This window comes from Streptomyces sp. NPDC002730 (genome assembly GCF_042888805.1).
Classification (GTDB): Bacteria; Actinomycetota; Actinomycetes; order Streptomycetales; family Streptomycetaceae; genus Streptomyces.
The window spans coordinates 1-23,165 of sequence record NZ_JBIAQG010000011.1 but is presented as its reverse complement, the minus strand read 5'-3'; the positions used below and the strand labels follow the sequence as shown (position 1 = coordinate 23,165).

At 69.6% G+C, this 23,165-nt stretch carries 21 protein-coding genes; 10 read left to right on the top strand and 11 right to left on the bottom strand.

What is annotated here, in order from left to right:
• The first annotated feature begins 123 nt into the window (after positions 1 to 123).
• Positions 124 to 690 (top strand): DJ-1/PfpI family protein, encoded by a 567-nt coding sequence (locus ACFYXH_RS26720; RefSeq protein ID WP_389567826.1) that lies wholly within the window; start codon positions 124 to 126, stop codon positions 688 to 690.
• 44 nt (positions 691 to 734) lie between these two features.
• Here ACFYXH_RS26720 and ACFYXH_RS26715 read toward each other — a convergent pair whose 3' ends face one another.
• On the bottom strand, positions 735 to 1,406 hold the full coding sequence (locus ACFYXH_RS26715; RefSeq protein ID WP_389567823.1) for an HAD family hydrolase: 672 nt from the start codon (positions 1,404 to 1,406) through the stop codon (positions 735 to 737).
• Positions 1,407 to 1,551: 145 nt separating this feature from the next.
• Entirely contained in the window at positions 1,552 to 2,058 is a 507-nt protein-coding gene (locus ACFYXH_RS26710; protein WP_389567821.1) for a DUF6912 family protein, read from the bottom strand.
• Between the two features lie 278 nt (positions 2,059 to 2,336).
• Here ACFYXH_RS26710 and ACFYXH_RS26705 point away from each other — a divergent pair, with 278 nt between their 5' ends.
• On the top strand, positions 2,337 to 2,765 hold the full coding sequence (locus ACFYXH_RS26705; protein WP_389567818.1) for an Rv3235 family protein: 429 nt from the start codon (positions 2,337 to 2,339) through the stop codon (positions 2,763 to 2,765).
• A gap of 18 nt (positions 2,766 to 2,783) precedes the next feature.
• Here ACFYXH_RS26705 and ACFYXH_RS26700 read toward each other — a convergent pair whose 3' ends face one another.
• Positions 2,784 to 3,257, bottom strand: coding sequence for a MarR family winged helix-turn-helix transcriptional regulator (locus ACFYXH_RS26700; protein WP_389567815.1), 474 nt, complete (start codon positions 3,255 to 3,257; stop codon positions 2,784 to 2,786).
• An 81-nt stretch (positions 3,258 to 3,338) separates the two neighbouring features.
• Between ACFYXH_RS26700 and ACFYXH_RS26695 the strand changes: the two genes are divergently transcribed.
• Entirely contained in the window at positions 3,339 to 3,845 is a 507-nt protein-coding gene (locus ACFYXH_RS26695) for an SgcJ/EcaC family oxidoreductase (protein ID WP_389567812.1), read from the top strand.
• A 94-nt stretch (positions 3,846 to 3,939) separates the two neighbouring features.
• Here ACFYXH_RS26695 and secA read toward each other — a convergent pair whose 3' ends face one another.
• Entirely contained in the window at positions 3,940 to 6,759 is a 2,820-nt protein-coding gene (gene secA, locus ACFYXH_RS26690) for a preprotein translocase subunit SecA (protein WP_389567809.1), read from the bottom strand.
• 251 nt (positions 6,760 to 7,010) lie between these two features.
• Between secA and ACFYXH_RS26685 the strand changes: the two genes are divergently transcribed.
• Together ACFYXH_RS26685 and ACFYXH_RS26680 are read left to right on the top strand one after the other, a co-directional pair.
• Positions 7,011 to 7,592, top strand: a complete 582-nt coding sequence (locus ACFYXH_RS26685; RefSeq protein WP_389567806.1) for a GNAT family N-acetyltransferase — start codon at positions 7,011 to 7,013, stop codon at positions 7,590 to 7,592.
• A gap of 123 nt (positions 7,593 to 7,715) precedes the next feature.
• Positions 7,716 to 8,882, top strand: coding sequence for a winged helix-turn-helix domain-containing protein (locus ACFYXH_RS26680; protein ID WP_389567803.1), 1,167 nt, complete (start codon positions 7,716 to 7,718; stop codon positions 8,880 to 8,882).
• A 53-nt stretch (positions 8,883 to 8,935) separates the two neighbouring features.
• On the opposite strand, the gene ACFYXH_RS26675 is transcribed toward ACFYXH_RS26680, so the two are convergent.
• The 7 genes from ACFYXH_RS26675 to mtnA all read right to left on the bottom strand — a co-directional run bounded on the left by ACFYXH_RS26675 (position 8,936) and on the right by mtnA (position 17,435).
• Positions 8,936 to 9,688 carry a response regulator gene (locus tag ACFYXH_RS26675; RefSeq protein WP_389567800.1) on the bottom strand — a complete coding sequence of 251 codons (753 nt, stop codon included), beginning with the start codon at positions 9,686 to 9,688 and terminating at the stop codon, positions 8,936 to 8,938.
• A 190-nt stretch (positions 9,689 to 9,878) separates the two neighbouring features.
• Positions 9,879 to 10,568 carry a ribosome hibernation-promoting factor, HPF/YfiA family gene (hpf, locus tag ACFYXH_RS26670; protein ID WP_389567797.1) on the bottom strand — a complete coding sequence of 230 codons (690 nt, stop codon included), beginning with the start codon at positions 10,566 to 10,568 and terminating at the stop codon, positions 9,879 to 9,881.
• A gap of 331 nt (positions 10,569 to 10,899) precedes the next feature.
• A complete protein-coding gene (locus tag ACFYXH_RS26665; RefSeq protein ID WP_389567794.1) occupies positions 10,900 to 11,631 on the bottom strand; it encodes a ComF family protein in 732 nt (243 codons plus the stop codon).
• Positions 11,632 to 11,711: 80 nt separating this feature from the next.
• On the bottom strand, positions 11,712 to 13,568 hold the full coding sequence (locus ACFYXH_RS26660; protein WP_389567790.1) for an LpqB family beta-propeller domain-containing protein: 1,857 nt from the start codon (positions 13,566 to 13,568) through the stop codon (positions 11,712 to 11,714).
• Positions 13,558 to 15,591, bottom strand: coding sequence for an MtrAB system histidine kinase MtrB (gene mtrB, locus ACFYXH_RS26655; protein WP_389567788.1), 2,034 nt, complete (start codon positions 15,589 to 15,591; stop codon positions 13,558 to 13,560). The genes ACFYXH_RS26660 and mtrB overlap by 11 nt, the downstream gene beginning before the upstream one ends.
• 1 nt (position 15,592) lies before the next feature.
• Entirely contained in the window at positions 15,593 to 16,282 is a 690-nt protein-coding gene (mtrA, locus tag ACFYXH_RS26650; protein ID WP_187438793.1) for a two-component system response regulator MtrA, read from the bottom strand.
• A 4-nt stretch (positions 16,283 to 16,286) separates the two neighbouring features.
• A complete protein-coding gene (gene mtnA / locus ACFYXH_RS26645; RefSeq protein ID WP_389567785.1) occupies positions 16,287 to 17,435 on the bottom strand; it encodes an S-methyl-5-thioribose-1-phosphate isomerase in 1,149 nt (382 codons plus the stop codon).
• A 182-nt stretch (positions 17,436 to 17,617) separates the two neighbouring features.
• Here mtnA and ACFYXH_RS26640 point away from each other — a divergent pair, with 182 nt between their 5' ends.
• Genes ACFYXH_RS26640 through ACFYXH_RS26620 form a run of 5 tightly spaced genes read left to right on the top strand, consistent with a single transcriptional unit; the run spans position 17,618 to position 23,039 of the window.
• Positions 17,618 to 18,847, top strand: a complete 1,230-nt coding sequence (locus ACFYXH_RS26640; protein ID WP_389567782.1) for a glycerophosphoryl diester phosphodiesterase membrane domain-containing protein — start codon at positions 17,618 to 17,620, stop codon at positions 18,845 to 18,847.
• A gap of 4 nt (positions 18,848 to 18,851) precedes the next feature.
• Complete coding sequence (locus ACFYXH_RS26635) at positions 18,852 to 19,541, top strand: DUF4129 domain-containing protein (RefSeq protein ID WP_389567780.1); 690 nt, start codon at positions 18,852 to 18,854, stop codon at positions 19,539 to 19,541.
• Positions 19,538 to 20,737, top strand: a complete 1,200-nt coding sequence (locus ACFYXH_RS26630; RefSeq protein ID WP_389567777.1) for a DUF4350 domain-containing protein — start codon at positions 19,538 to 19,540, stop codon at positions 20,735 to 20,737. The genes ACFYXH_RS26635 and ACFYXH_RS26630 overlap by 4 nt, the downstream gene beginning before the upstream one ends.
• On the top strand, positions 20,734 to 21,717 hold the full coding sequence (locus ACFYXH_RS26625) for a MoxR family ATPase (protein ID WP_327323958.1): 984 nt from the start codon (positions 20,734 to 20,736) through the stop codon (positions 21,715 to 21,717). Before ACFYXH_RS26630 ends, ACFYXH_RS26625 begins: the two co-directional genes overlap by 4 nt.
• Before the next feature lie 11 nt (positions 21,718 to 21,728).
• Positions 21,729 to 23,039 carry a DUF58 domain-containing protein gene (locus tag ACFYXH_RS26620; RefSeq protein ID WP_389567774.1) on the top strand — a complete coding sequence of 437 codons (1,311 nt, stop codon included), beginning with the start codon at positions 21,729 to 21,731 and terminating at the stop codon, positions 23,037 to 23,039.
• Positions 23,040 to 23,165 lie beyond the last annotated feature (126 nt).

Sequence of the window (23,165 nt, the reverse complement as noted above, 5' to 3'; positions counted from 1 at the left end):
ACAGCGACACAGGCCCTCTTGGCAAGCAGCCCCCTCGCGGTGCACGTTGACGGTGACGACACGGTCACACGTCGACAGCACGACACCGGGAGTACCGTCGACAGCAGGACACCGGGAGCAGCCATGACAGCGAAGATCCTGATCGTCACCGGCGACGCAGCCGAGTCCCTCGAAGTCCTCTACCCGTACCAGCGGCTGCGGGAGGAGGGGTACGAGGTGCATATCGCGGCCCCCTCCCGCAAAAAGCTGCAGTTCGTGGTGCACGACTTCGAACCGGGCTTCGACACGTACACCGAGAAGCCGGGCTACACCTGGCCCGCCGACCTGGCCTTCTCGGAAGTCGAGCCGGGACAGTACGCAGCGGTGGTGATCCCCGGCGGCCGAGCCCCCGAGTATCTGCGCAACGACCCGGAACTCCGCAAGCTCCTCAAGTCCTTCTTCGACTCCGACAAGCCGGTCGCCCAGATCTGCCACGGCCCGCTGCTGACGGCGGCGCTCGGCAGCCTGGAGGGCCGGCGCGTCACCGCCTACCCGGCGCTGGAACTGGACATGCAGGCGGCCGGCGCCAGCTTCCAGGACGCGGAGGCGGTCGTCGACGGCACCCTCGTCTCCTCCCGCGCCTGGCCGGACCACTCCGCGTGGATGCGGGAGTTCCTGAAGGTGCTGCGCGCGAAGGCCCCGGTGAGCTGACGCCGCGACGCATGCCGCCACGGCGAAGCGTCTGGCGGCGCGCGTCAGGCCGCCAGGCGCTGGGCCTCGGCCACTGCCTCAGCGAGTGTGTCCACCACGGGCACGCCTGTCCCCGCCGCCTGCAGGCTGGCGCGGCTGTGTGAGCCGCCCGTGTAGAGGACGGCTCGCGCTCCCACATGCTGCGCCGCAACCGCGTCGTCGACGGCGTCGCCGATGACCACCACGCGCTCCGCCCGTACTCCGTCGAGCCCCGCGAGGTGGCGCGCCATGTGCTCGGCCTTACCGGCGTGCGATCCGCCGACCCGGCCGTCCACCCGCACAAAGTGCTGCTCGATGCCGTGCGTGCGCACGATCGGTATCAGGTTCTCGTGCGGGGCGAGCGAACACATCGACTGCGTCAGCCCGGACGCCTGCCAGTCGACCAGCAGCTCCCTGGCTCCGGCGGCCAGTCCCGCACTCTCGGCCAGCACCCAGTAGTGCCGGTGGAAGGTCTCGTCCATGACGGCCCACTCCGCATCCGTGGGCAGCCGCCCCATGAGCCGCTCGTAGAAGAGCGGCACCGGCACGCAGTACAGGTCCCGGTAGCGCTCGAGCGTGATCGCGGGCAGCCCTATCTCCGCGAACGAGGCGTTCGTCGCCTGGATGACCGCGTCGATGTCGTGGAACAGCGTGCCGTTCCAGTCCCAGACGATGTGTGTGTCCGCGTGCTTCCCCATACCAAAACAGTACCCAGCAGGACTGACAGGCGGCCGGACGGGATGACCGTCGGGAAGGGGCAGGAGGTGCCGGGCGAGGCGGAAGGGGGCGGGCAGGCACGAGGTGCCGGGCAACGCGGAAGGGGGCGGAGAGGGCCGGCAGGCGTCAGGAGATCAGGTTCGGGATCTCCTGCACCCCGAACCAGAGCAGCTCGTGGTCCTCCGCGCCGTCCACCGTGAACTGGGCGTCGTCGTCGCCCTGGTCCGCCGCTCCCAGTGCCTCCGCCGCCGCCGCCACATCGTCCACCGCGTCGTCGGCGTCCACATGCACCGCCGCCGCCTTGGCCAGTGGCACCGCGGACGCGACCCGCACCTCGCCGAGCGCGCTGGCGACGAGCACCCGGTCGGGATCGGCCACCGCGTCCTGGTCCGGTACGTCGACGGCGACGACGACCCGGCGCCTGGCAGCGGCCGGATCACCCGCGAGCAGCCGCAGCGAGGCGGCCGCGGCACGGTTCAGCGCGGCGTACTCGAGCTCCTCGATGTCGTCGGAGACGTACCACTCGCGCAGTCCCGGGGTCACCGCGTAGGCGACCAGCGGACCGGGGCCCAGCTTGCCCGCCTTGTGCGCCTCTGCGAGACCGGGGAGGGTCAGGGGGACGTAGACGCGCATGGCTGGCCGCTTTCGTAGTCGGAAGACGCCCTCAGGATACGTGCGACGTCCCCCTTCGGGGTGCCGCTCCCGGGCTCGCGCACCGTCCACCCGAAATACCCGCGCGCCTGCCCGCCACGGCCCGGGGCCACCGCTCGTCACCCTGATAGGTGAAGTTTCCCGTCGCCCTCCGGCGGTGCCCGCACACATTGCGGCCGCTCGCCCCGCCCCCGTAGAAGATCACCAGTGAAGTTACCGTCCGGTATCAAGACCGGGCCCGGATATCGGGGGCGATCTGCATGGACAGGACCCGGCCCGCAGGACGGCGCGATCAACGCAGGCCCGCAGTGGTGGCGGCAGCGGCGATGGCCCGCGCACGGCGGCAGCACCTGCCGCACTACTGGTTCGCCGACCGCCTGCTCGCGGTGCTCAGCGGACAGCGACCGGTGCACTGGATGCTCGGGCACACCATCGGGGAGGCGTACGAGCAACTGGTGCGGCTGGCTCCAGGGGCTCCGCTGCGCCCGGCGGAACGGGTCACGCCTGTCGTACGGCACTGCGGCGAGTACCACCCGGGCCCCGGCGTGATCGAAGCCTTCGCCCGGATCGGCTCGGGCGACCGGGTCAGCGCGATGGCCTTCCGCCTGGAGCAGGGCGCGGACCAGCGCTGGCGCTGCGCGGCGGTGGAGCTCGGCGGGGAGCGTGTCGCCGCACAGTCGGCCCGGTAGCGGCCGCCGGTGCCCGGCTCAGCCGCCGTCCACACCGAGCCTGGCCGCCTGCCCCTCCTGCACCTGACGGGCAGCCTGAAGGAAGTCCAGGATCGTGGCGAGCTGGCCCTCGTCGTAGCGGCTCAGCGCCTCGGCCCCGGCGGCGCCGACGGGCAGGTAGACCTCGGCCTCGGCGGCACGGGCGGAATCCGTGGCGGTGACGAGTACGCGCCGCCGGTTGGCCGCGTCGCGGCTGCGGGTGACGAGGCCGGCGCGCTCGAGCCGGTCGATGACCGTGGTCGTCGCCGCCGGGCTGAGCTTCAGTGCGGCGCTGAGCTCACCGGCCGACAGCTCGCTGCCGGACCCTTCGCCGCCCAACCGCTCGCCCGCCCCCAGCACCAGATCGAGGCAGCGCAGGTCGGTGCGGTTCACGCCGAGCCGTGCCGCGGCGGCCTCGTCGAAGGCGTCGAAGCTCTGCTGCAGCAAGCGGAGCTGCTGGGCAACATTCCTCACCAAAGCTTCTTTCGACATTCGAATCTTTCCGCTATCGTAAGTTTCGTCAGTCGAAAGGATACCATTCCCGGAGGACTTGCCATGAGCACCAGCGACATCCAGATCCAGGACCTCTTCCAGCGCTTCATGCAGACCTGGAACGACGGCGACGCTGTCGCCTTCGGCGCCTGCTTCACCGAGGACTCCGACTATGTGTCGTACGACGGCACCCGTGCCGTGGGACGGGCCGAGCACCAGGACAACCACGACCGGCTGTTCCGCGGGGTCCTCACCGGCTCGGCGCTGGTCGGCGAGATCGAGGCGATCCGCTACATCGCCCCTGGGGTCGCCATCGTGTATGGCACCGCCTCCGTACTGATGCCGTGGCGCTCCGAGCTCCCCAAGCGGCGCCTGTCACGCCAGACGGTCGTGGTCGTGAACACCGACGACGGCTGGCGGATCACCGCGATCCACAACGGCCGGGTCCGCCCGGTCACCATCCCCGCCCCCGACTCGATGCCGTCGAAGATGTCCCGGGCCACGACCCGCGCCGCCCGCCTCCTCGGCCTGGGCCGCCGCAACACGGCGAGTGCCGGCGCCGGCGCCTGATGGAACGGCCGGGGCCCGGAAGGACCAGAACGAAACGGCCGGGGCCGGACACCGCAAGAGGTGTCCGGCCCCGGCCGTTCGCATCGAGCAAGCGTTACTTCTTGCGGCGGCGGCCGGCGCCCTTCTGCGCCTTGCGTCGCTCGGCACGCGTCAGCCCGTCCATCTCCGACCGGGCAGGCTCGCCGTCGTTGTCGAAGTCGCCCTCGACGACACCGCCTTCGCCGTCCACCGTGGGAGCGGAGAAGTGCAGCCGGTCGGGTCGCTGCGGAGCGCCGAGGCCCTTCGCGCGAATCTCCGGACGAGAAGCGCCCGCGGGAACGGCGTCCTCCTTGGCGAGCGAGGTCCGCTCCGCCGTGTCCTGCACCGGGACCTCCTCGACCTGCTGCTCGACCTGGACCTCCAGGTTGAACAGATAGCCGACGGACTCCTCCTTGATGCCCTCCATCATGGCGGTGAACATGTCGAAGCCCTCGCGCTGGTACTCGACCAGCGGGTCCTTCTGCGCCATCGCGCGCAGGCCGATGCCCTCCTGGAGGTAGTCCATCTCGTAGAGGTGCTCGCGCCACTTGCGGTCCAGTACGGACAGCACCACGCGCCGCTCGAGCTCACGCATGATGTCCGAGCCGAGCTGCTTCTCGCGCTCGTCGTACTGCTCGTGGATGTCGTCCTTGATGGACTCGGCGATGAACTCGGCGGTGATCCCGGCCCGGTCTCCGGCCGCCTCCTCCAGCTCCTCGACGGTGGCCTTCACCGGATAGAGCTGCTTGAACGCGCCCCACAGCCGGTCCAGGTCCCACTCCTCCGCGAAGCCCTCGACGGTCTCCGCCTGGATGTAGGCGTCGATGGTGTCGTCCATGAAGTGACGCACCTGCTCCTGCAGGTCCTCGCCCTCCAGGACACGGCGGCGCTCGCCGTAGATGACCTCGCGCTGGCGGTTGAGGACCTCGTCGTACTTCAGGACGTTCTTACGCGTCTCGAAGTTCTGCTGCTCGACCTGCGACTGGGCCGACGCGATCGCGCGCGTCACCATCTTGTTCTCGATCGGCACGTCGTCCGGCACGTTGGCCATCGACATCACGCGCTCGACCATCTGCGCCTTGAACAGACGCATCAGGTCGTCACCCAGCGACAGGTAGAAACGGGACTCGCCCGGGTCGCCCTGACGGCCGGAACGACCGCGCAGCTGGTTGTCGATACGACGCGACTCGTGCCGCTCGGTGCCCAGCACATAGAGGCCACCGAGGTTGGTGACCTCGTCGTGCTCGGCCTTGACGGCCGCCTCGGCGCGCTCCAGCGCGGCGGGCAGGGCCGCGGCCCACTCCTCGACGTGCTCGACCGGGTCCAGGCCGCGCTGGCGCAGCTCCGCCTCGGCGAGGTCGTCGGGGTTGCCGCCGAGCTTGATGTCCGTACCACGGCCGGCCATGTTCGTGGCGACGGTGACGGCGCCCTTACGGCCGGCCTGGGCGACGATCGTCGCCTCCCGGTCGTGCTGCTTGGCGTTGAGGACCTCGTGCTGCACACCGCGCTTGTTCAGCTGCTGCGAGAGGTACTCGGACTTCTCGACCGAGGTGGTGCCGACCAGGATCGGCTGGCCCTTCTCGTGCTTCTCGGCGATGTCGTCGACGACCGCCGCGAACTTCGCGACCTCGGTCCGGTAGATCAGGTCGGACTGGTCCTTGCGGACCATCGGCCTGTTCGTCGGGATCGGCACGACGCCGAGCTTGTAGATCTGGTGGAACTCGGCGGCCTCCGTCATGGCCGTACCGGTCATTCCGGAGAGCTTGCCGTAGAGACGGAAGAAGTTCTGCAGGGTGATCGTGGCGAGGGTCTGGTTCTCGTCCTTGATGTCCACCCCTTCCTTCGCCTCGATCGCCTGGTGCATGCCCTCGTTGTAGCGGCGGCCGGCGAGGATACGGCCGGTGTGCTCGTCGACGATCATGACTTCGCCGTCGATGACGACGTAGTCCTTGTCCTTCTTGAACAGTTCCTTGGCCTTGATGGCGTTGTTCAGATAACCGACGAGCGGGGTGTTCACCGACTCGTAGAGGTTGTCGATGCCCAGCCAGTCCTCGACCTTCGCGACACCCGGCTCATGGATGGCGACGGTCCGCTTCTTCTCGTCGACCTCGTAGTCGCCGGTCTCCTCGATGCCCTTGAGCTGGTTGCCCGGCTCGCCCTTGACCAGGCGCGTCACCAGCTTGGCGAAGTCGCCGTACCACTTGGTGGCCTGGTCGGCGGGGCCGGAGATGATCAGCGGCGTACGGGCCTCGTCGACAAGGATCGAGTCGACCTCGTCGACGATGGCGTAGTTGTGGCCGCGCTGGACGAGCTCGTCCTGGGACCACGCCATGTTGTCGCGGAGATAGTCGAAACCGAACTCATTGTTCGTTCCGTACGTAATGTCGCAGTTGTACTGCTCGCGGCGCTGGGCGGGCGTCATATTGGCGAGGATGCACCCGACGTCCAGGCCCAGGAACTTGTGGACCCGGCCCATCATCTCGGAGTCGCGCTCGGCCAGGTAGTCGTTGACCGTGATCAGGTGGACGCCCTTGCCCGAGAGCGCGTTGAGGTAGGCGGGGAGGGTGCCGACGAGGGTCTTGCCCTCACCGGTCTTCATCTCGGCGACGTATCCGAGGTGCAGGGCTGCGCCGCCCATCATCTGTACGTCGTAGTGGCGCTGACCGAGGACGCGCTTGGCGGCCTCGCGGACGGTCGCGAAGGCCTCGGGGAGCAGGTCGTCCAGACTTTCGCCGTCTGCGTAGCGCTCCTTGTACTCGTCCGTGAGCGCCCGCAACTCGGCGTCGGAGAGGTTGACGAAGTCCTCTTCGATGGAGTTGACCTGGTCCGCGATGCGGTGCAGTTTGCGCAGGATCTTGCCTTCGCCTGCACGCATGAGCTTGTTGAAGACGGACACTGAGGTTGGTCTCCTTGCCGATCGGGCCTGGCACTGGGTCGTGTTATGGACACTGGCGCGGGCGCGGCAGGTGGGCCCCACCGCAACGGCCATCGTAAGCGAGGACCCCGCCGGGTCGGGAGGTCCGCCGTCAGTCCGCCGTCGCTCGGGCCTGCTGTCACCCGCAAGAAGAACGCTCGGGACTCGCGGAAGGTGCCGGTGAGGCCCGAAAAGTGCTCGCATCCGCCCGCGGTCCTGACCAGAATCCGGACATGGAGCCCATCACTCTCACCACCGAGCGCCTGCTGCTGCGTCCCTTCACGACCGATGACACGGAGGCCGTGTACCAGGCCTGCCAGGATCCCGACATCCAGCGGTGGACGACGGTCCCTTCGCCGTACGAACGGCAGCACGCGGCCGAGTTCACCGGGCAGATGGTGCCGGACGGCTGGCGCACCAGCACGATGTGCACCTTCGCGGTGCTGCCGCGCGAGGGCGGTCCGCTGATGGCGTCGGTCGCGGTCACGCTGCGGACCTTCTCGGGTACCTGGGAGATCGGCTTCTGGACGGGCAAGGAGCACCGCGGGCGCGGTGTCATGGCGGAGAGCGTGGGCGCCGTGGCGCACTGGGCCTTCAGCAGGCTGGGGGCGACGCGTCTGGAGTGGCGGGCGGAAGTCGGCAACGCGGGGTCCCGGGCCGTCGCGGAGAAGTCCGGCTTCGTGATGGAGGGCGCGCTGCGCGCAGCTCTGCTGAACAAGGACACCCTCAGGGACACCTGGGTCGGTGCGCTGCTGCCGTCGGACCTGGGGCTGGAGAGCACGCATCCGTATCTCCCGGCCCGTGCCGGGGGCTGACGGGCCCCGAGGGCTGAAGGGGCCGGGCGCGTCGCGATCGCGGCACGACGGGGCGGTGGGCCGACCTCGGGCAGGGACCGGACCCGGGGCCGGCTGTCAGTGCCGACGTCTATCGTGCGGAACATGACGACGCTGCCGCCTCCCGCCGCCGAACTCTCCGCCGACGAGGCGCGCCGCATAGCGCTGCGCGCCCAGGGGTTCATGGGCGCGCCCGACCGGCGGGGCGGAGTGCGAGGCGTGCTGCGGCATCTCGGCGCCGTACAACTGGACACGATCTCGGTGCTGGCGCGTTCGCACGAGCTGATTCCGTACGCCCGCCTCGGCGCGGTGGGCCGCAGGACGGTCGAGGACGCGTACTGGACGGAGGGCCACAGCTTCGAGTACTGGTCGCACGCGGCCTGCATCCTGCCCGTGGAGGAGTGGCCGCACTTCGCCTTCCGCCGCCGCGCCTACCGTGGCCACCCGCACTGGCACCACGACCTGCCGGACGGCTCGTACGACCAGGTGATCAAACAGCTGCGCGCCGAAGGCCCGCTCACCGCGACGGAGTTGGGCGGCGCGAAGAACGGCGGCGAGTGGTGGGACTGGTCGGCGTCGAAGGTAGCCGTCGAGCGCGCGCTGATGTACGGCGAGGTGGTGTGCACCGAGCGGCGCAGCTGGAAGCGGGTGTACGACCTCGCCGAGCGCGCCGTGCCCGACGCGCTTCTGCACGACGAGCTGGACGACACCGAGTGCCTGCGTCGGCTCGTCCGGCTGGCCGGACAGGCGCTGGGCGTCGGCACCCGCGCCGACATCGCGGACTATCACCGGCTCAAGGGCGAGCAGTTCGACGCGGTGGTCGCGGACTCCGGTCTTGTCCCGGTCACGGTCGAGGGCTGGTCCAAGCCCGCCTGGGCGGACCCCGAGGCACTCGCCTCGGCGCCGCGCGGCCGGCACCGTACGACCCTGCTCTCGCCGTTCGACTCCCTCATCTGGGAGCGGCCGCGCACCGAGCGGATCTTCGGTTTCACCCACCGCCTGGAGGCGTACGTCCCGAAGCCGAAGCGGGTGTACGGCTACTTCGCGATGCCGCTGCTGTCGGGTGGCAGGCTGCTGGGCCGCGTCGACCCGGCGCGCGAGGGGACGACGCTGGTGGCCCGCCAGGTGTCACTGGACACCCCGAAGGCCGTGGCACCCATGGCTCAGGCGCTGCGCGAGGCGGCGGAGTGGGTCGGCTGCGATTCCGTACGGATCGAACGGGTCGACCGCGCCGAGCTCACCGCGGACCTCGTCCGGGCCGTCTCCTCCTGACCGCAGCCGGAGCCGCTGCTCCTGACCGCTGCCGCAGCCGCCGGTCGTTGCCCCTACCGGATCTCGAGGATCTTTTCCCTCATCGCGTAGACCACGGCCTCCATCCGGGAGTGCAGTTGCAGCTTCTCCAGGATGTTGCGGACGTGGTTCTTCACGGTGTTCTCGGAAATGAACAACTGCTTGGCGATATCGCGGTTGTTCATCCCCGTGGCGACCAGCTTGAGCACTTCGAGTTCCCGCTCGGTCAGCCGGGGCGCGGGGACGAGCCTGCGCTCATCGGTGCGCTGGATCATCGACTTGAACTCGGTGAGCAGCTTCGACGCCATGGACGGGCTGATCTGCGACTGGCCGTCGGCCACCGCACGGATCGCCGTGGCCACCTCGTCGGTGGAGATCTCCTTGAGGAGGTAGCCGGTGGCGCCCGCCTTGATCGCGTCGTAGAGGTCGGCCTCCTCGTCACTGATCGTCAGCATGATGATCTTCGCGCTGGGGGCCACCTCCTTGATGGAGGTACAGGCCTCGATGCCGCCGCGCTTGGGCATCCGCACATCCATCAGCACGATGTCAGGCAGCAGATCGGCCGCCTTGTCGACGGCCTCCGCGCCGTCGCCCGCCTCGCCGACGACCTGGATGTCCTCCTCCTGTGCGAGGACAATCTCCAGGCCCCGCCGGAAGAGGGCGTGGTCGTCCACCACGAGGACCCGGATCGGCTCCTTGCGTGAGTCGTCGGCGTCCGCGCCGGTGTCGTTGACTGTGTCACCGGCGTCGCCGGCGTCGCCGTGAACCGGGCCGAAGCTGTCCGCCATCGTTCCTCCCCCTGAAGGCCGTGGCCTGAATATCATGTGTGATTCGCCAACGTCAGTGCACAGCGCATCGGTTGGCTTACGACGCCATGCTTTCATGCCCGGACGACAGAGCGGTGATCCCGTGGCCGCACGGTGGTGCCCCTGGGGGCACACAAGGCGCTCCAGGGGCACCAGCCGCCTGCTGACGGGGTCAGCCGCCGAGTGCACCTCCTGCGCCGCCCGCCTCGGACCCGGCCAGCGGGTCGGTCTCCAGGTGGATGACGCCATAGTCATAGGCATGCCGTCGGTAGACGACACTGGGCTGCTTCGTCTCGGAGTCGACGAACAGGTAGAAGTCGTGCCCGACCAGCTCCATCTCGTAGAGCGCCTGGTCGAGCAACATCGGGGCTGCGGTGTGGACCTTCTCGCGGACCACCAGCGGTCCTTCGCCCTGGACTTCGAGCGAGCCGATCCTGGTGGTGGCAACGGATTGGGGCGCCTCTTCGGCGACGGGCCGGCCATTGGCGTTCAACTCGGCGACGCCGGGAACGACATCGGCCACCTCGGATGCCGAAATGCGGCCGTTGCCGCGGCGGTTGTGGCGCTTTTCGTGCTGCTTGCGCAGCCGCGCCTCCAGCTTGCCCGTGGCGAGATCGAGCGCTGCGTACGGATCGGCTGCCGCTGCCTCCGCCCGGATCACCGGGCCTCGGGAGTGGAGTGTGATCTCCACACGGTCGGAACGGTCGGCCTGCCGCGGGTTGTGCTCCTTGGACACCTCGACGTCCAGGCTGATCACCTTGCCGTCGAGCTTCTGGATCTTGTCCAGCTTCAGCTTCTCGGCCACGTGCTTGCGGAACCGCTCGGGCACCTCGGTCTTGCGGCCCTTGACGACGATGTCCACGCAGAACTCCGTTCCCGGATAGCCCCGCCCGCTCGCAGGCTGCGGAGCATCTCCCTCTTGCACCAGACCCCGGTGATCACCGGAGCCTCGGACGGACTTTCACCTCCTCCTCCCCAGTCGACAAGATCCCCACCCCACCAATTTTCGAGGTTCTCACTTCCTCGAAAGCCTGGCCGGAGGCACGACAGTGCATTCGGTGAGGCAAACAGCTGTCGCCATTCCTCACAACCGAACATAGCTCGATCGGACGGGTGTCGGCACCCGCTACCAGCGCGTACTTCCGATCAGAGCATTTTCGCCTCTCACTACCTGCAACGACGCAAGTTCTCTGTCAGTTCCAGTTCATTTCGAAAGACAGCGGCGGCACTGCGACAACCGCCGCGCTCGGCTGTACGAATCCAGAAAATTGCAGACCGGAGGCCGCGCGGAGCGCCCGCGCCGCCTCGGCCAGCGAAGCCCCGGTCGTCATGAGATCGTCCACCAGCACCGCCCGGCCGCCCTCCAGAAGCCGTCCGCCCCCCGCCACGACCTCCAGTGCCCCCGCCAGATTCGACACCCGCTCGCGGGCCGTGAGCCCCGACTGGTCGGCCACCGCCCGCCGCTGCCGCAGCACCGGCAGAGCCCTCGCCTCGATCCCCGTACGCCGCAGCTCACCCGCGGCCGCCAGCGCGATCCGCCGCGCGGCGTCGTGCCCGCGCGCCCTCACCGCCCGCCGCGCGGACGGCACGGGTACAAGCAGTAGCGGCCGCTTTCCCCCGGCGGCCCGGGACACCGGCAGCGACGCGCGTACCGCCCCTGCGAGCGCGACACCCAGCGGCCGGGCCAGCCCCAGAGCACCCCGCTCCTTGTGCGCCAGCAGCACCGCACGTACGGCGTCCGCATACGGGGCGGCGGCATGCACCACCGGCAGGCCCGCAGGCTCCGGCACAGGCCTCGCCCGGCGCGCCCCGGCGCCGTACAGCGCACGGGCGCACGCCTCACACAGCGGCGTACGAGGAGTGCCGCAGCCGCCACAGGCGGCCGGCAGCACCAGACCGGAGATTTCCCGCCACCACCCCCGCATGGCAACCACTGTGCCAATGCCGGGGGCGCCCTGCCACCCCTGTGGACAACCCGTCCCGGGCGGCCGGCCGCCCGGCTCCGCTACCCCGGATAGACCGGCGACGATCCGTCCTCGACCAGCGTCTGCCAGTTGGCACCGGTCGGCAGCCACACGATGCCGTCGTCCTCGGAGTACGCCACCAGGGGCCGGTTCTCGTCGTCCGACGCCGCAACGGCCTTGACCCGGTTGAGCCCCGGCAGAATGCTCGCGGCCGAACTCGAGCCGTCCGTCTGGATGTAGCGCACCTGCTGCACCCCGCCGGACTCCTTGCCGACCACCACGAGCCTGCTGTGACCGGCCCAGGAGACGGCCGTCACGGTCTCCATCTGAGGCGCGGCGGGCCGCAGATCCGCCACGGAGACCACCGGGTTGTCGGTGGCGCCCTGGCGCTCCACGCGTCCGATCTTCAGCGTGGTCGTCCCGTCCTTCGTGAGCAGCAGCGCGATCCGCACACCGTCCGCCGACACCCGCAGCGCCTCGATACGCGCACCCTCAAGACCCGGCACGATCTTGACGTTCTTCGGTGCGCCGGAACCGCCCGCAAGGCGCAGCAGCGCCGGATTCTTGGGGTCGCGGTCCGCCACCCACAGATCGCCCCGGCCGTCCCAGCTGGGCGCCGAGAGGCGATGGGCGGCGTCCTTGCCCTTGCTCTGCACCACCGCGTCGCCCACCTCGCTCCCCGCCTTGATGGACGCCACGAACAGACGGTTGGAGTCGGTGGAAACCGCTGCCGCGGTGCGCTCGTCGCGGGCCACGCCGACCAGGCCGACCGGCAGCTGCCCATTGCCGAACGGCCCCGGCACATGCTGCGATTCGCTGATGTCCTTGGCGCCGCCCGACAGCAGCGCCAGCTGCTTCTTCTTGTCGACGAAGTACTGGCTGACGGGCCTGACCGAGGTGTGGTCCGGCGCGATCGCCTCCGCCTGGCCGCCGTCGAGCACGCACAGCTGTGAGCCGTTCGCGCGCTGAATCTCCACCTGCTCGATCCGAGTGGCCGAAAGGTCCTTCAAGGTGAAGAGGATCTGGGCCGCCAGCTTCATACACTGCGGGTGGCCAACATTGGACGCCTTCTCGTTCAACGGCACCTTCAGCGCGTTCCGGTCGTCGAACGCCAGCGACTTGGTGCCCTCCTTCAGCGCCGTACCTGCGGGGAACGGCGATTCGACCACCGGCTTCAGCCAGTTGGTCGGGCCTTCGAGCAGCGCCTTGACCGTCTGCGTGACCGGATCCATCCGGGTCACCGGATCCAGTCGCTGCCGGATGTAGACAGGATCGGCAACGACCACATTCCTCCTGGATGCGGAGGCGAAGTAATACTTGTTAACGGAACGGTAGTTGCGCTGGAAGTCGGATGCTCCGAGCACCAGCCCCGGCGGCAGGGCGTCGATGCGCCATTCCTTGCCGTCCGGACCGCTCTGCAGCGAAAGGTGAATGGTCGTGCGGTACGGGGTGGGCGAAACCGCCTGATAGGCGTGCTGCGAGTCCACCGTCGCGATTTGCTTGCCGATGAGCGGATAGTCCATGCCCGGGTTGTCCCGGCCACCGGCTACGGGCTGTCCGGAGTCCGGCGCTGCCGTCAGCACTGTGGTACTCGCCTCCGGCCGCCACCTCTTGGACGTATCCGGCGTCAGATACTTCCGGGCGACGGCGAAGTTCGTGTCGTCGCTGGTCATGGCCTCCAGGAAACCTGCGACGATCTCGGCCGGCGTCGCCCCCTGCCGCGGCGGCACCGCGTACACCCGTACCTGGGAGTCCGCACGCTGGGACGCCTTCACCGCATGAATGTCACCGCTGTCGGGCATCGACGCGCACCCGGCCAGCAGCACACCGCTGCAGGCGAGCAGCGCCGACGCGCGCACGGCGCCTGTGCGGCCGGTCCGACGGGGATCAGCGCCCACGAGTCGTGTCCTCACGTTCCGAACGCTCCGAAGAAAGCTGTGGCGCTGAGTCGCTGTCTCGCCGCTCCCCGGCCTGGCGTGCCACCACCCGGGCACCGTTGCCCGGAAGGGCCGCCGGATCCACCCCGCCGGGCCCTGTACGGGGCGGCACGGGGGCGCGCGGTGGTACGGGCAGGGGTGACCGGTCCAACACCGGCTGCACCGGCACGGACGTCAGCAGCTGCCCGCTCGTCTTCGGTCCCGCGAAATCGGCACGCTCACGGTTCTGCCGCGAGTCCTCCGGCTCCAGCGGTATCGGAGAACCACGCAGCGGCTCGTCCGCCGTACGCGGCAGGGTCAGCCGGAACTGCGAGCCTCCGCCGGGCTCGCCCCACGCCTGCAGCCAGCCGCCGTGCAGCCGGGCGTCCTCGACCGCGATGGACAGACCAAGGCCGGTGCCGCCGGTGGTACGGGCACGCGCCGGATCGGCCCGCCAGAAGCGGCTGAACACCCGGGTCGCCTCGCCCGGCTTCAGTCCCACGCCGTAGTCCCGCACGGCGACCGCGACGGCGCCGCCGGCCACGGCCATCCGCACCACGACATCCCGGCCCTCGCCGTGCTCGACGGCGTTGACGACCAGGTTGCGCAGCACCCGCTCCACACGCCGGGCATCGGCCTCCACCACAACCGGCTGCTCGTCACCGGTCACCCGTATCCGGGTGCCCTTGCGCTCGGCCAGCGGCTCGGCACCGCCGATCACTCGTCGTACGACTTCGCGAAGGTCTATCGCCTCGGCCTCCAGCGCCGCGGCTCCCGCATCGAAGCGGCTGATCTCGAGCAGGTCGGAGAGCAGCGACTCGAAGCGGTCGAGCTGATCGCCGAGAAGCTCGGCGGAGCGCGCGGTCACCGGGTCGAAGTCGACGCGCGCCTCGTGGATGACATCCGCGGCCATCCGTACGGTCGTCAGCGGCGTACGCAGCTCGTGCGACACGTCCGAGACGAAGCGCCGCTGCATCCTGGAGAGCTCCTCCAGCTGCTGGATCTTCAGCTGAAGGTTCTGCGCCATCTTGTTGAAGGCCTCACCCAGCCTTGCGATGTCGTCCTCGCCCGTGACCTTCATCCGCTCCTGGAGCCGGCCCGCCGAGAGCCGCTCGGCGATCCCGGCAGCCATCCGCACGGGCGTGACAATCTGCCGCACAACCAGCCAGGCGATGGCTCCCAGCAGGACGACCACGAACAGCCCCGCCGTGGCGAGGGTCCCCCTGACAAGGTTGAGCGACTGCTCCTCCTGCGCCAGCGGGAAGAGGTAGTAGAGCTCGTAGGGATTGCCCTCGATGTCGTTCAGCCGGGTGCCGACGACCAGCCCGGGCTCCGGCTCGTGCACATCGTTGTTGTACTTGATCCGAACATACGTCTCGTACGTCCCGGTGCCCTGGTCGACGGCCTCCCGCAAGGCCACGGGAATGCTCGTGTGGTCCACACCACCCGAGGTCCGGGGCGCACGGCTGGAACCCGCATCCTGGGAGTCGGCACTCAGCGCCACCAGGTTGAACGCCCCCTGCCCGCCACTGGCGAGCTGGTCCACCAGATCGGACCGCCAGGAGCTCCGCGCAGTCCGGCCGTCCGTGACGGCACCGTCCTGCCCACCGGGCCCCACCGAGGCATTCGCCTTCTCCCGCGCCACGGCGAAGCCACCGGCCGCCTGGCTCTGCGCCGCCTTGCCCTTGGCGTCGAGCAGACCGTTGCGCACCTGCCCAATGACGACGAAGCCGAGCAGCAGCACCACACCGAGCGACATCAGCAGCGTGCCCGCGACCACCCTGAGCTGGATGTTCCGTCGCCACAGCCGCACCGCGGGCAGCAGCGGACGGCGGATCAAGCGCATGACGAGCCGGAGCACCGGTCCACCCGGCGCCCCGTCCTGGAGCGGCCGTCCGCCCTGGAGCAGACGGCCGAATCGCGAGGCCCCCCACCCCGGTCCGGCAGCCCGCCCCGCACGGACTCCCGGCTGCCCGGGCTTCGGAGCAACACTGCCTTGGGACATGTCAGCTCGGCCCGGCCTTGTAACCGACACCACGGACGGTCACCACGATCTCCGGGCGCTCGGGGTCCTTCTCGACCTTGGAACGCAACCGCTGTACATGCACATTGACCAGCCTGGTGTCCGCGGCGTGGCGATAGCCCCACACCTGCTCCAGCAGCACCTCGCGGGTGAACACCTGCCAGGGCTTACGGGCGAGCGCGACCAGCAGGTCGAACTCGAGCGGGGTCAGAGCGATGGACTGCCCCTCCCGCTTCACGGAGTGACCGGCCACATCAATGACCAGATCCCCGATCGCCAGCTGCTCCGGCGCCGGCTCCTCCGACCTCCTCAGCCGCGCCCGGATCCGGGCGACCAGCTCTTTCGGCTTGAACGGTTTGACGATGTAGTCATCGGCCCCGGACTCCAGGCCAACCACCACATCCACGGTGTCGCTCTTGGCGGTGAGCATCACGATCGGCACGCCGGACTCGGCCCTGATGAGCCGGCACACCTCGATGCCGTCCCGTCCGGGCAGCATGAGATCCAGCAGAACCAGATCCGGTTTGGCCTCACGGAAAGCGGCAAGTGCCTTGTCGCCGTCCGCTACGAACGACGGCTCGAAACCTTCACCACGCAGCACAATCCCGAGCATCTCGGCCAGTGCGGTGTCGTCATCGACGACAAGGACTCGTCCCTTCATAATCGACATCATCCCATTAGCTAATCGTTACCTGGCGTGACCTGGCACACAGCTCCGCGATTCCTCCCCCTGTGACCGGGGACAACGCACCCTCCTCGGTGACGATCGCCGTCACCAGATCCGGGGGCGTGACATCAAAAGCCGGGTTGTACGCCTGGGTTCCCAGCGGCGCGACCGGCAACCCGCCGTCCGCTCCGACCCCGGCCGCCGCTATCTGCGGCGCTGTGACTTCAGTCACTTCATGTCCCGGCCGTTGTTCCACCTCTATCGACGCCCCGTCCGGCGTGTTCAGGTCCACCGTCGTGGTCGGCGCGACCACGATGAACGGCACATGGTGGTACTTCGCCAGCACCGCCAGCGGATAACTGCCCACCTTGTTCGCCACCGATCCGTCAGCCGCTATCCGGTCCGCCCCTATGAGTACGGCATCCACCTCCCCCGCCGCGAAGAGCGACCCCGCGGCATTGTCCGTGAGCAGTGTGTACGGCATTCCACTGCGCGCCGCCTCGTAGGCGGTCAGCCGCGCGCCCTGCAGCAGCGGCCTCGTCTCGTCCACCCACAGCCGCCGCAGCCGGCCCACCCGGTGCGCCGCGAGCGCCACCGCGAACGCGGTGCCCTCGCCTCCCGACACCAGCGCCCCGGTGTTGCAGTGGGTCAGGATCCGGTGACCGCCGCCCGGCAGCAGCTCTTCAAGGAGCACCAGCCCGTGCTCAGCCATCCGGGCACTGTCCTCGGCATCCTCCCGGTGCAGTTCCTTGGCCGCCGCGAGCGCCGCCCGGGCCGCCTGCTCCGGATCCGCTCCCTTGTCCACCGCCGCCCGGTAGGCGCCCGCCGCCCGCCGCACTCCGTGCCCCAGGTTCACCGCGGTGGGCCTCGCACTCTCCAGCAGGGCCACCGCCTCATCCACGTCGAATCCCCGCACGGCGGCGAGGGCCACACCATACGCACCGGCGATGCCCAGCAGCGGCGCCCCTCGCACAGCGAGCGTCTGGATCGCCCGCACCAGGGCAGGCACATCGGTACAGACCAGTTCGACCTCCTCGGCAGGCAGCCGGGTCTGGTCGAGAAGCACCAGTACGGGCCCTTCCGGTGGCTCGTCCCAGCGCAGCACCGGAAGCGTGGGCGGCTCTGCGTCGGCCGGGTTTTGTACGTACTGATCAGCCATCCGCCCAGTCTGCCCCGTGAGGCACCGACAATGAAGGTACGAAGGAGATACAGGGCCCGGCCCACCAGCAGGCAACGCGTGGCACGATGGCTGCCAACCTGCCGCCTTGATGGGCGGACGGGCACCGTGAACGTGTCGGCTCGCCGAGCCGGCCCCGCGACCAAGCCATGAGGTGGACGACCGTGAACGACACTCCGGGCTGGGCCTCGCCCGGATCTGCTCCCTCCGACGGGCAGGAAACCGGCGTGCCACGGCCCGCCGAGCCCGCCGACGAGAGCGGCCCCGCCTCGAAGTGGTCCAAGGCACAGCCGCCCGCGGGACAGTGGTCCGCTCCGACGGCGCCTCGTACCGACCCCGTACCCGGGCCACCGCCTGCCCCCGGCTGGGGCGGCGGTCAGCCGCACGGCAACTGGGGCCGGCCGCCGGCCGCGGCGAAGCCCGGCGTCATCCCGCTGCGTCCTCTCGGTGTCGGCGAGATCCTCGACGGCGCGGTGTCGACGCTGCGCGCTCACTGGCGCACGGTGCTGGGCGTCACGATCACCGTCTCCGTGATCTCCCAGATCTGCAACATCCTGGTCGAGCGCTACCTGCTCCCGGATCCGCCCGAGGTCGACCCGAACGCAAGCCCGTCGGAAGCCCTCAGCCAGTCCGTGGACTCGCTGCAGTCCAGCCTGCTCGCCATGGGCCCGTCGCTGCTGATCACCTTGATCGGCACGCTCTTCACCACAGCACTTCTCACCATGGTGATCAGCCGCTCGGTACTGGGCCGCCCGGTGACGCTCTCCGAGGCCTGGCACGAGGCCCGGCCCCGGCTGCCTCAGCTGCTGGGCCTGACCCTGCTGCTGCCTCTTATGAGTGCCGCCATCATGGCCGTGGGCATCCTCCCCGGCGTGCTGCTCGGCAACGGTGCGGGAATCGCGCTCGCCCTGCTCGGAGGCCTCGCGGCCTGCGGCGTCATCCTCTGGCTGATGATCCGGTTCGCCCTGGCCTCCCCCGCGCTGATGCTGGAGCGCCAGGGCGTCATCCCGTCCCTGCGCCGTTCCGCCAAACTGGTCCAGGGCGCCTGGTGGCGGACTTTCGGCATCCTGGCGCTCACGCTGCTGCTGACCCTGCTGGTGTCGATGATCATCGCCGTGCCGTTCAGCCTGGTCGCGTACGCGGTTGACGGCAGCAGTTTCAGCGACCTCTTCGCCGGGACCACCCCGGACTTCGGCTGGCCCTTCCTGATCATCACGGGAATCGGCTCGGTGATCGCCTCGTCCATCACCTACCCGATCTCCGCCGGCGTGACGGTCCTCCTCTACGTGGACCAGCGCATCCGCCGCGAGGCCCTCGACCTCGAACTCGCACGTGCCGCCGGCGTCCCCGGCTACGGCTCCGAGCCGCCTGGCAACCACTCCACCAGGAGCTGATGCGGTGTCCACGACGGGGGGCGTGAGGACAGCGCGGCTACTGATCCGTGCAGGCGATGACGTACCGGTGGACACTCCGCGGATCCCCGCCCGAGAGGCGGCGGAGCGGGAGTTGTCCAAACCGATGTACCACGAGAACGACCCGAGCCTCCTCCAGCGCGCGCTCAACCGCTTCTGGGACTGGGTCGGCAGCATCTTCGACGCCGCGTCCGGCGCCGCCCCCGGCGGTCCGCTCGGTCTCCTCGTCGTCATCCTGGTCGTCATCGGCCTGGTGGCCGCTCTCTGGTGGCGTCTTGGCACGCCGCAACGCACCCCTGGCTCCGTAGACACCCTTTTCGACGACAGCCCCCGCAGCGCGTCCGAACACCGTGCGGCCGCTGAAAAACACGCCACCGCCGGACGCTGGAACCAAGCCGTCCAGGAACGGATGCGGGCAATCGTCCGCTCCCTGGAGGAACGAGTCGTCCTCGACCCGCGCCCGGGCCGCACAGCCGACGAGGCCGCCGCCGAAGCCGGCCGTTCCCTCCCCGACCACGCCGACGGACTCCGTGCCTCCGCCCGGGAGTTCGACGACGTCACATACGGTGGCCGCACCGCCGACCGGCAGGCATACCTACGCCTTCGGGATCTGGACGTCGAGTTGGAGCACGCGAAGCCCCGGCTGACCGGCGCGGCCCAAGGAGCAGCCGAATGACCGCGGCCACCCTCAGCTCCACCTCCACGTCTCCCACCACCCGCCAGGTGTGGACCCGCACTCGCGGCCTGCTCCTCGCGCTCGTCATCCTCGTAGTGGCCGGGATCGCCATGGCCGCCCTGCGCTCCGGGGACCAGCACGGCCGCCTCGACCCCCGGTCCGCGGACCGCTACGGCAGCCGCGCCGTGGCCGAACTCCTCAAGGGCCGCGGCGTCTCCACCCGCGTGGTCACCACCCTCGACGAGGCCACCTCCGCAGCCGGCCCCGATACCACGCTTCTCGTCGCCGCTCCCGACCTGCTGACGGACCACCAGCAGCAGACCTTGCACACCGCCACCGCCTCGTCCGGCGGACGCACCGTCCTCCTCTCCGCCAGTCCTGTGTCCATCGACGTGCTGGCCCCCGGCGTCCGCACCGAAAGCCCGGCTCCGGTTTCGGCGCGCACCCCTCAGTGCGCCCTCCCCGCCGCGCGCAGCGCCGGCAATGCCGACCTCGGCGGTGAGCGGTACGCCACCGAGACTTCCCATGCCGACAGTTGCTACCCGAGCGGTGGCCTGCCCACCCTGCTCAGGATCGACGACGCGAACGATGGCGACACAGTCCTGCTCGGCTCCCCCGACATCCTCTACAACCACCGTCTGGACAAGCACGGCAACGCCTCCCTCGCCCTGCAACTCCTCGGTTCCCGCACTCATTTGGTCTGGTACCTCCCTTCGCTCAGTGACAGCTCCGGCGCTGACGACAGCACCGACGGCGGCAGCAACAGCTCATTCCTCGACCTGATCCCCTCCGGCTGGCTCTGGGGTACTCTCCAACTCGCCCTCGCCGCCGTCCTGGCCGCCATCTGGCGCGCCCGCCGACTCGGCCCCTTGGTGACCGAACGGCTCCCCGTGGCCATCCGCGCCTCCGAGGCCACCGAGGGCCGCGCCCGCCTCTACCGCAAGGTGAACGCCCGCGACCGCGCGGCCTCAGCCCTGCGCTCGGCAACCCGCACCCGCCTCGCCCCGCTCCTCGGCGTCCCCCCGATCGACGCCCACTCCCCCGAGGCCCTGCTCCCCGCGGTGTCGGCCCATCTCCCCGCCGGCGACCGGGACCTCAAGACCCTGCTCTTCGGCCCGGCACCGGCCGACGACACCGCTCTCATCCGTCTGGCAGACCAACTCGACGCCCTCGAAAGAGAGGTACGCACTTCATGAGCGCCCCGACCCCCGAGACAGCTCAGAACTCGGACCGCGCCCGCACCTCCCTCGAGGCGCTGCGCACCGAGATCGCCAAGGCCGTGGTTGGCCAGGACCCCGCTGTCACCGGTCTCGTCGTGGCTCTGCTCTGCCGCGGCCACGTCCTTCTCGAAGGAGTACCGGGCGTCGCCAAGACGCTGTTGGTCCGCACCCTCGCGGCCTCCCTCGAACTCGACACCAAACGCGTCCAGTTCACCCCCGATCTGATGCCCAGCGATGTCACCGGGTCCCTCGTCTACGACGCGCGCACTGCTGAGTTCTCGTTCCAGCCCGGCCCCGTGTTCACCAATCTCCTTCTCGCCGACGAGATCAACCGCACCCCGCCCAAGACCCAGTCATCGCTCCTGGAAGCGATGGAAGAGCGGCAAGTCACTGTCGACGGCACGCCCCGCCTGCTGCCCGACCCGTTCCTGGTCGCCGCGACCCAGAACCCGGTGGAGTACGAAGGCACTTACCCGCTTCCCGAAGCCCAACTGGACCGTTTTCTCCTAAAGCTGACGGTCCCTCTGCCCTCACGTGACGACGAGATCAACGTCCTCACCCGTCACGCCGAAGGCTTCAACCCACGCGACCTCCAGTCCGCAGGTGTGCGCCCCGTCGCCGGCCCCGCCGACCTGGAAGCGGCTCGTGCCGCCGTCGCCAAGACCTCGGTGTCCGCCGAGATCGCCGGCTACGTCGTCGATATCTGCCGTGCCACCCGTGAATCCCCCTCACTCACTCTCGGTGTGTCTCCCCGAGGCGCTACAGCCCTGCTCTCCACCGCACGCGCCTGGGCCTGGCTCACCGGCCGGGACTACGTCATCCCGGACGATGTGAAGGCCCTGGCTCTGCCGACCCTGCGCCACCGGATCCAGCTCCGCCCCGAGGCGGAGATGGAAGGAGTCACCGCCGACTCCGTCATTACCGCGATCCTCACCCACGTCCCCGTCCCCCGCTGAGGCAGTGACCCATGGCCCTCACCGGAAGGACAGCGCTTCTCGCCGCTCTCGGCTCTCTCCCCGTCGGCGTCCTCGCCCCGAGCTGGACGGGGATGCTCGCCGTGAACGCGCCTCTCTCACTGGCAATCCTGTGCGACTACGCCCTCGCCGCGCCAGTGCGAACGCTCCGATTCACCCGAAGCGGTGATACATCAGTTCGATTGGGTGACAGCGCGGAAGTGCAGCTCACCGTCACCAACACCTCCAACCGCCGCCTGCGCGCCCACCTCCGCGACGCCTGGCCGCCCAGCAGCTGGCTCACCGGCACCGAACAGACCGCGTCCCGGCACAAGCTGACCGTCCCCTCTGGTGAACGCCGACGTCTCACTACCGTCCTGCGCCCCACGCGCCGCGGCGACCGCCAGGCGGAACGCATCACCGTCCGCTCATACGGGCCACTGGGCCTCGCCGCCCGCCAGGGCAGCCACAAGGTCCCCTGGACCGTGCGAGTGCTGCCGCCCTTCACCAGCCGCAAGCACCTGCCGTCCAGACTGGCCCGGCTGCGCGAGCTCGACGGCCGCACCAGCGTCCTGATCCGCGGACAGGGCACCGAGTTCGACAGCCTCCGCGACTACGTCCCCGGGGATGACACCCGTTCCATCGACTGGCGCGCCACCGCCCGCCAGACCACCGTCGCCGTACGCACGTGGCGCCCTGAACGCGACCGCCACATCCTCGTCGTACTCGACACCGGCCGCACATCGGCCGGCCGAGTCGGAGATGTCCCGCGCCTCGACGCGGCGATGGACGCAGCACTGCTCCTCACCGCACTCGCCTCGCGCGCCGGTGACCGCGTGGACCTCCTGGCCTACGACCGCCGTATCCGCGCCCAGGTCCAAGGCCGCTCAGCCGGCGACCTGCTGCCCGCCGTGGTCAACGCCCTCGCTCCACTCGAACCCGAACTCGTGGAAACCGACGCACGAGGCCTCAGCGCCACGGCGCTGCACAGCGCCCCGCGCCGCTCCCTCATTGTTCTGCTGACCAGCCTCGACGCCGCGCCCGTCGAGGAGGGGCTGCTCCCCGTCCTTCCTCAGCTCACAAAACGCCACACGGTACTCGTGGCCTCGGTCGCCGACCCCCACATCGAGCAGATGTCCAAGACCCGAGGCACCGTCGACGCCGTGTACGAGGCCGCGGCCGGCACTCAGGCCCAGACTCAGCGCCGCCGCACAGCAGAACAGCTCCAGCGCCACGGAGTCACGGTCGTTGACGCCACTCCTGACAACCTCGCCCCTGCCCTGGCGGATGCGTATCTGGCATTGAAGGCCGCCGGCCGTCTCTGAGGGCGGGCGCCACATGAATTGAGAGGGGTTGAAGCAATGGGTCCTGAACGCAGAAAAGCCCCGCACCATGACGGTGCGGGGCTTTCCCACAATGATTGTTCGGCGGCGTCCTACTCTCCCACAGGG

What these genes read in the sequence shown, in the direction of transcription:
- ACFYXH_RS26720 (WP_389567826.1), top strand. Translation starts at nt 124, where the DNA reads ATGACAGCGAAGATCCTGATCGTCACCGGCGACGCAGCCGAGTCCCTC.
- ACFYXH_RS26715 (WP_389567823.1), bottom strand. Translation starts at nt 1,406, where the DNA reads ATGGGGAAGCACGCGGACACACACATCGTCTGGGACTGGAACGGCACG.
- ACFYXH_RS26710 (WP_389567821.1), bottom strand. Translation starts at nt 2,058, where the DNA reads ATGCGCGTCTACGTCCCCCTGACCCTCCCCGGTCTCGCAGAGGCGCAC.
- ACFYXH_RS26705 (WP_389567818.1), top strand. Translation starts at nt 2,337, where the DNA reads ATGGACAGGACCCGGCCCGCAGGACGGCGCGATCAACGCAGGCCCGCA.
- ACFYXH_RS26695 (WP_389567812.1), top strand. Translation starts at nt 3,339, where the DNA reads ATGAGCACCAGCGACATCCAGATCCAGGACCTCTTCCAGCGCTTCATG.
- ACFYXH_RS26685 (WP_389567806.1), top strand. Translation starts at nt 7,011, where the DNA reads ATGGAGCCCATCACTCTCACCACCGAGCGCCTGCTGCTGCGTCCCTTC.
- ACFYXH_RS26680 (WP_389567803.1), top strand. Translation starts at nt 7,716, where the DNA reads ATGACGACGCTGCCGCCTCCCGCCGCCGAACTCTCCGCCGACGAGGCG.
- ACFYXH_RS26675 (WP_389567800.1), bottom strand. Translation starts at nt 9,688, where the DNA reads ATGGCGGACAGCTTCGGCCCGGTTCACGGCGACGCCGGCGACGCCGGT.
- ACFYXH_RS26665 (WP_389567794.1), bottom strand. Translation starts at nt 11,631, where the DNA reads ATGCGGGGGTGGTGGCGGGAAATCTCCGGTCTGGTGCTGCCGGCCGCC.
- mtrB (WP_389567788.1), bottom strand. Translation starts at nt 15,591, where the DNA reads ATGTCCCAAGGCAGTGTTGCTCCGAAGCCCGGGCAGCCGGGAGTCCGT.
- mtrA (WP_187438793.1), bottom strand. Translation starts at nt 16,282, where the DNA reads ATGATGTCGATTATGAAGGGACGAGTCCTTGTCGTCGATGACGACACC.
- mtnA (WP_389567785.1), bottom strand. Translation starts at nt 17,435, where the DNA reads ATGGCTGATCAGTACGTACAAAACCCGGCCGACGCAGAGCCGCCCACG.
- ACFYXH_RS26630 (WP_389567777.1), top strand. Translation starts at nt 19,538, where the DNA reads ATGACCGCGGCCACCCTCAGCTCCACCTCCACGTCTCCCACCACCCGC.
- ACFYXH_RS26625 (WP_327323958.1), top strand. Translation starts at nt 20,734, where the DNA reads ATGAGCGCCCCGACCCCCGAGACAGCTCAGAACTCGGACCGCGCCCGC.
- ACFYXH_RS26620 (WP_389567774.1), top strand. Translation starts at nt 21,729, where the DNA reads ATGGCCCTCACCGGAAGGACAGCGCTTCTCGCCGCTCTCGGCTCTCTC.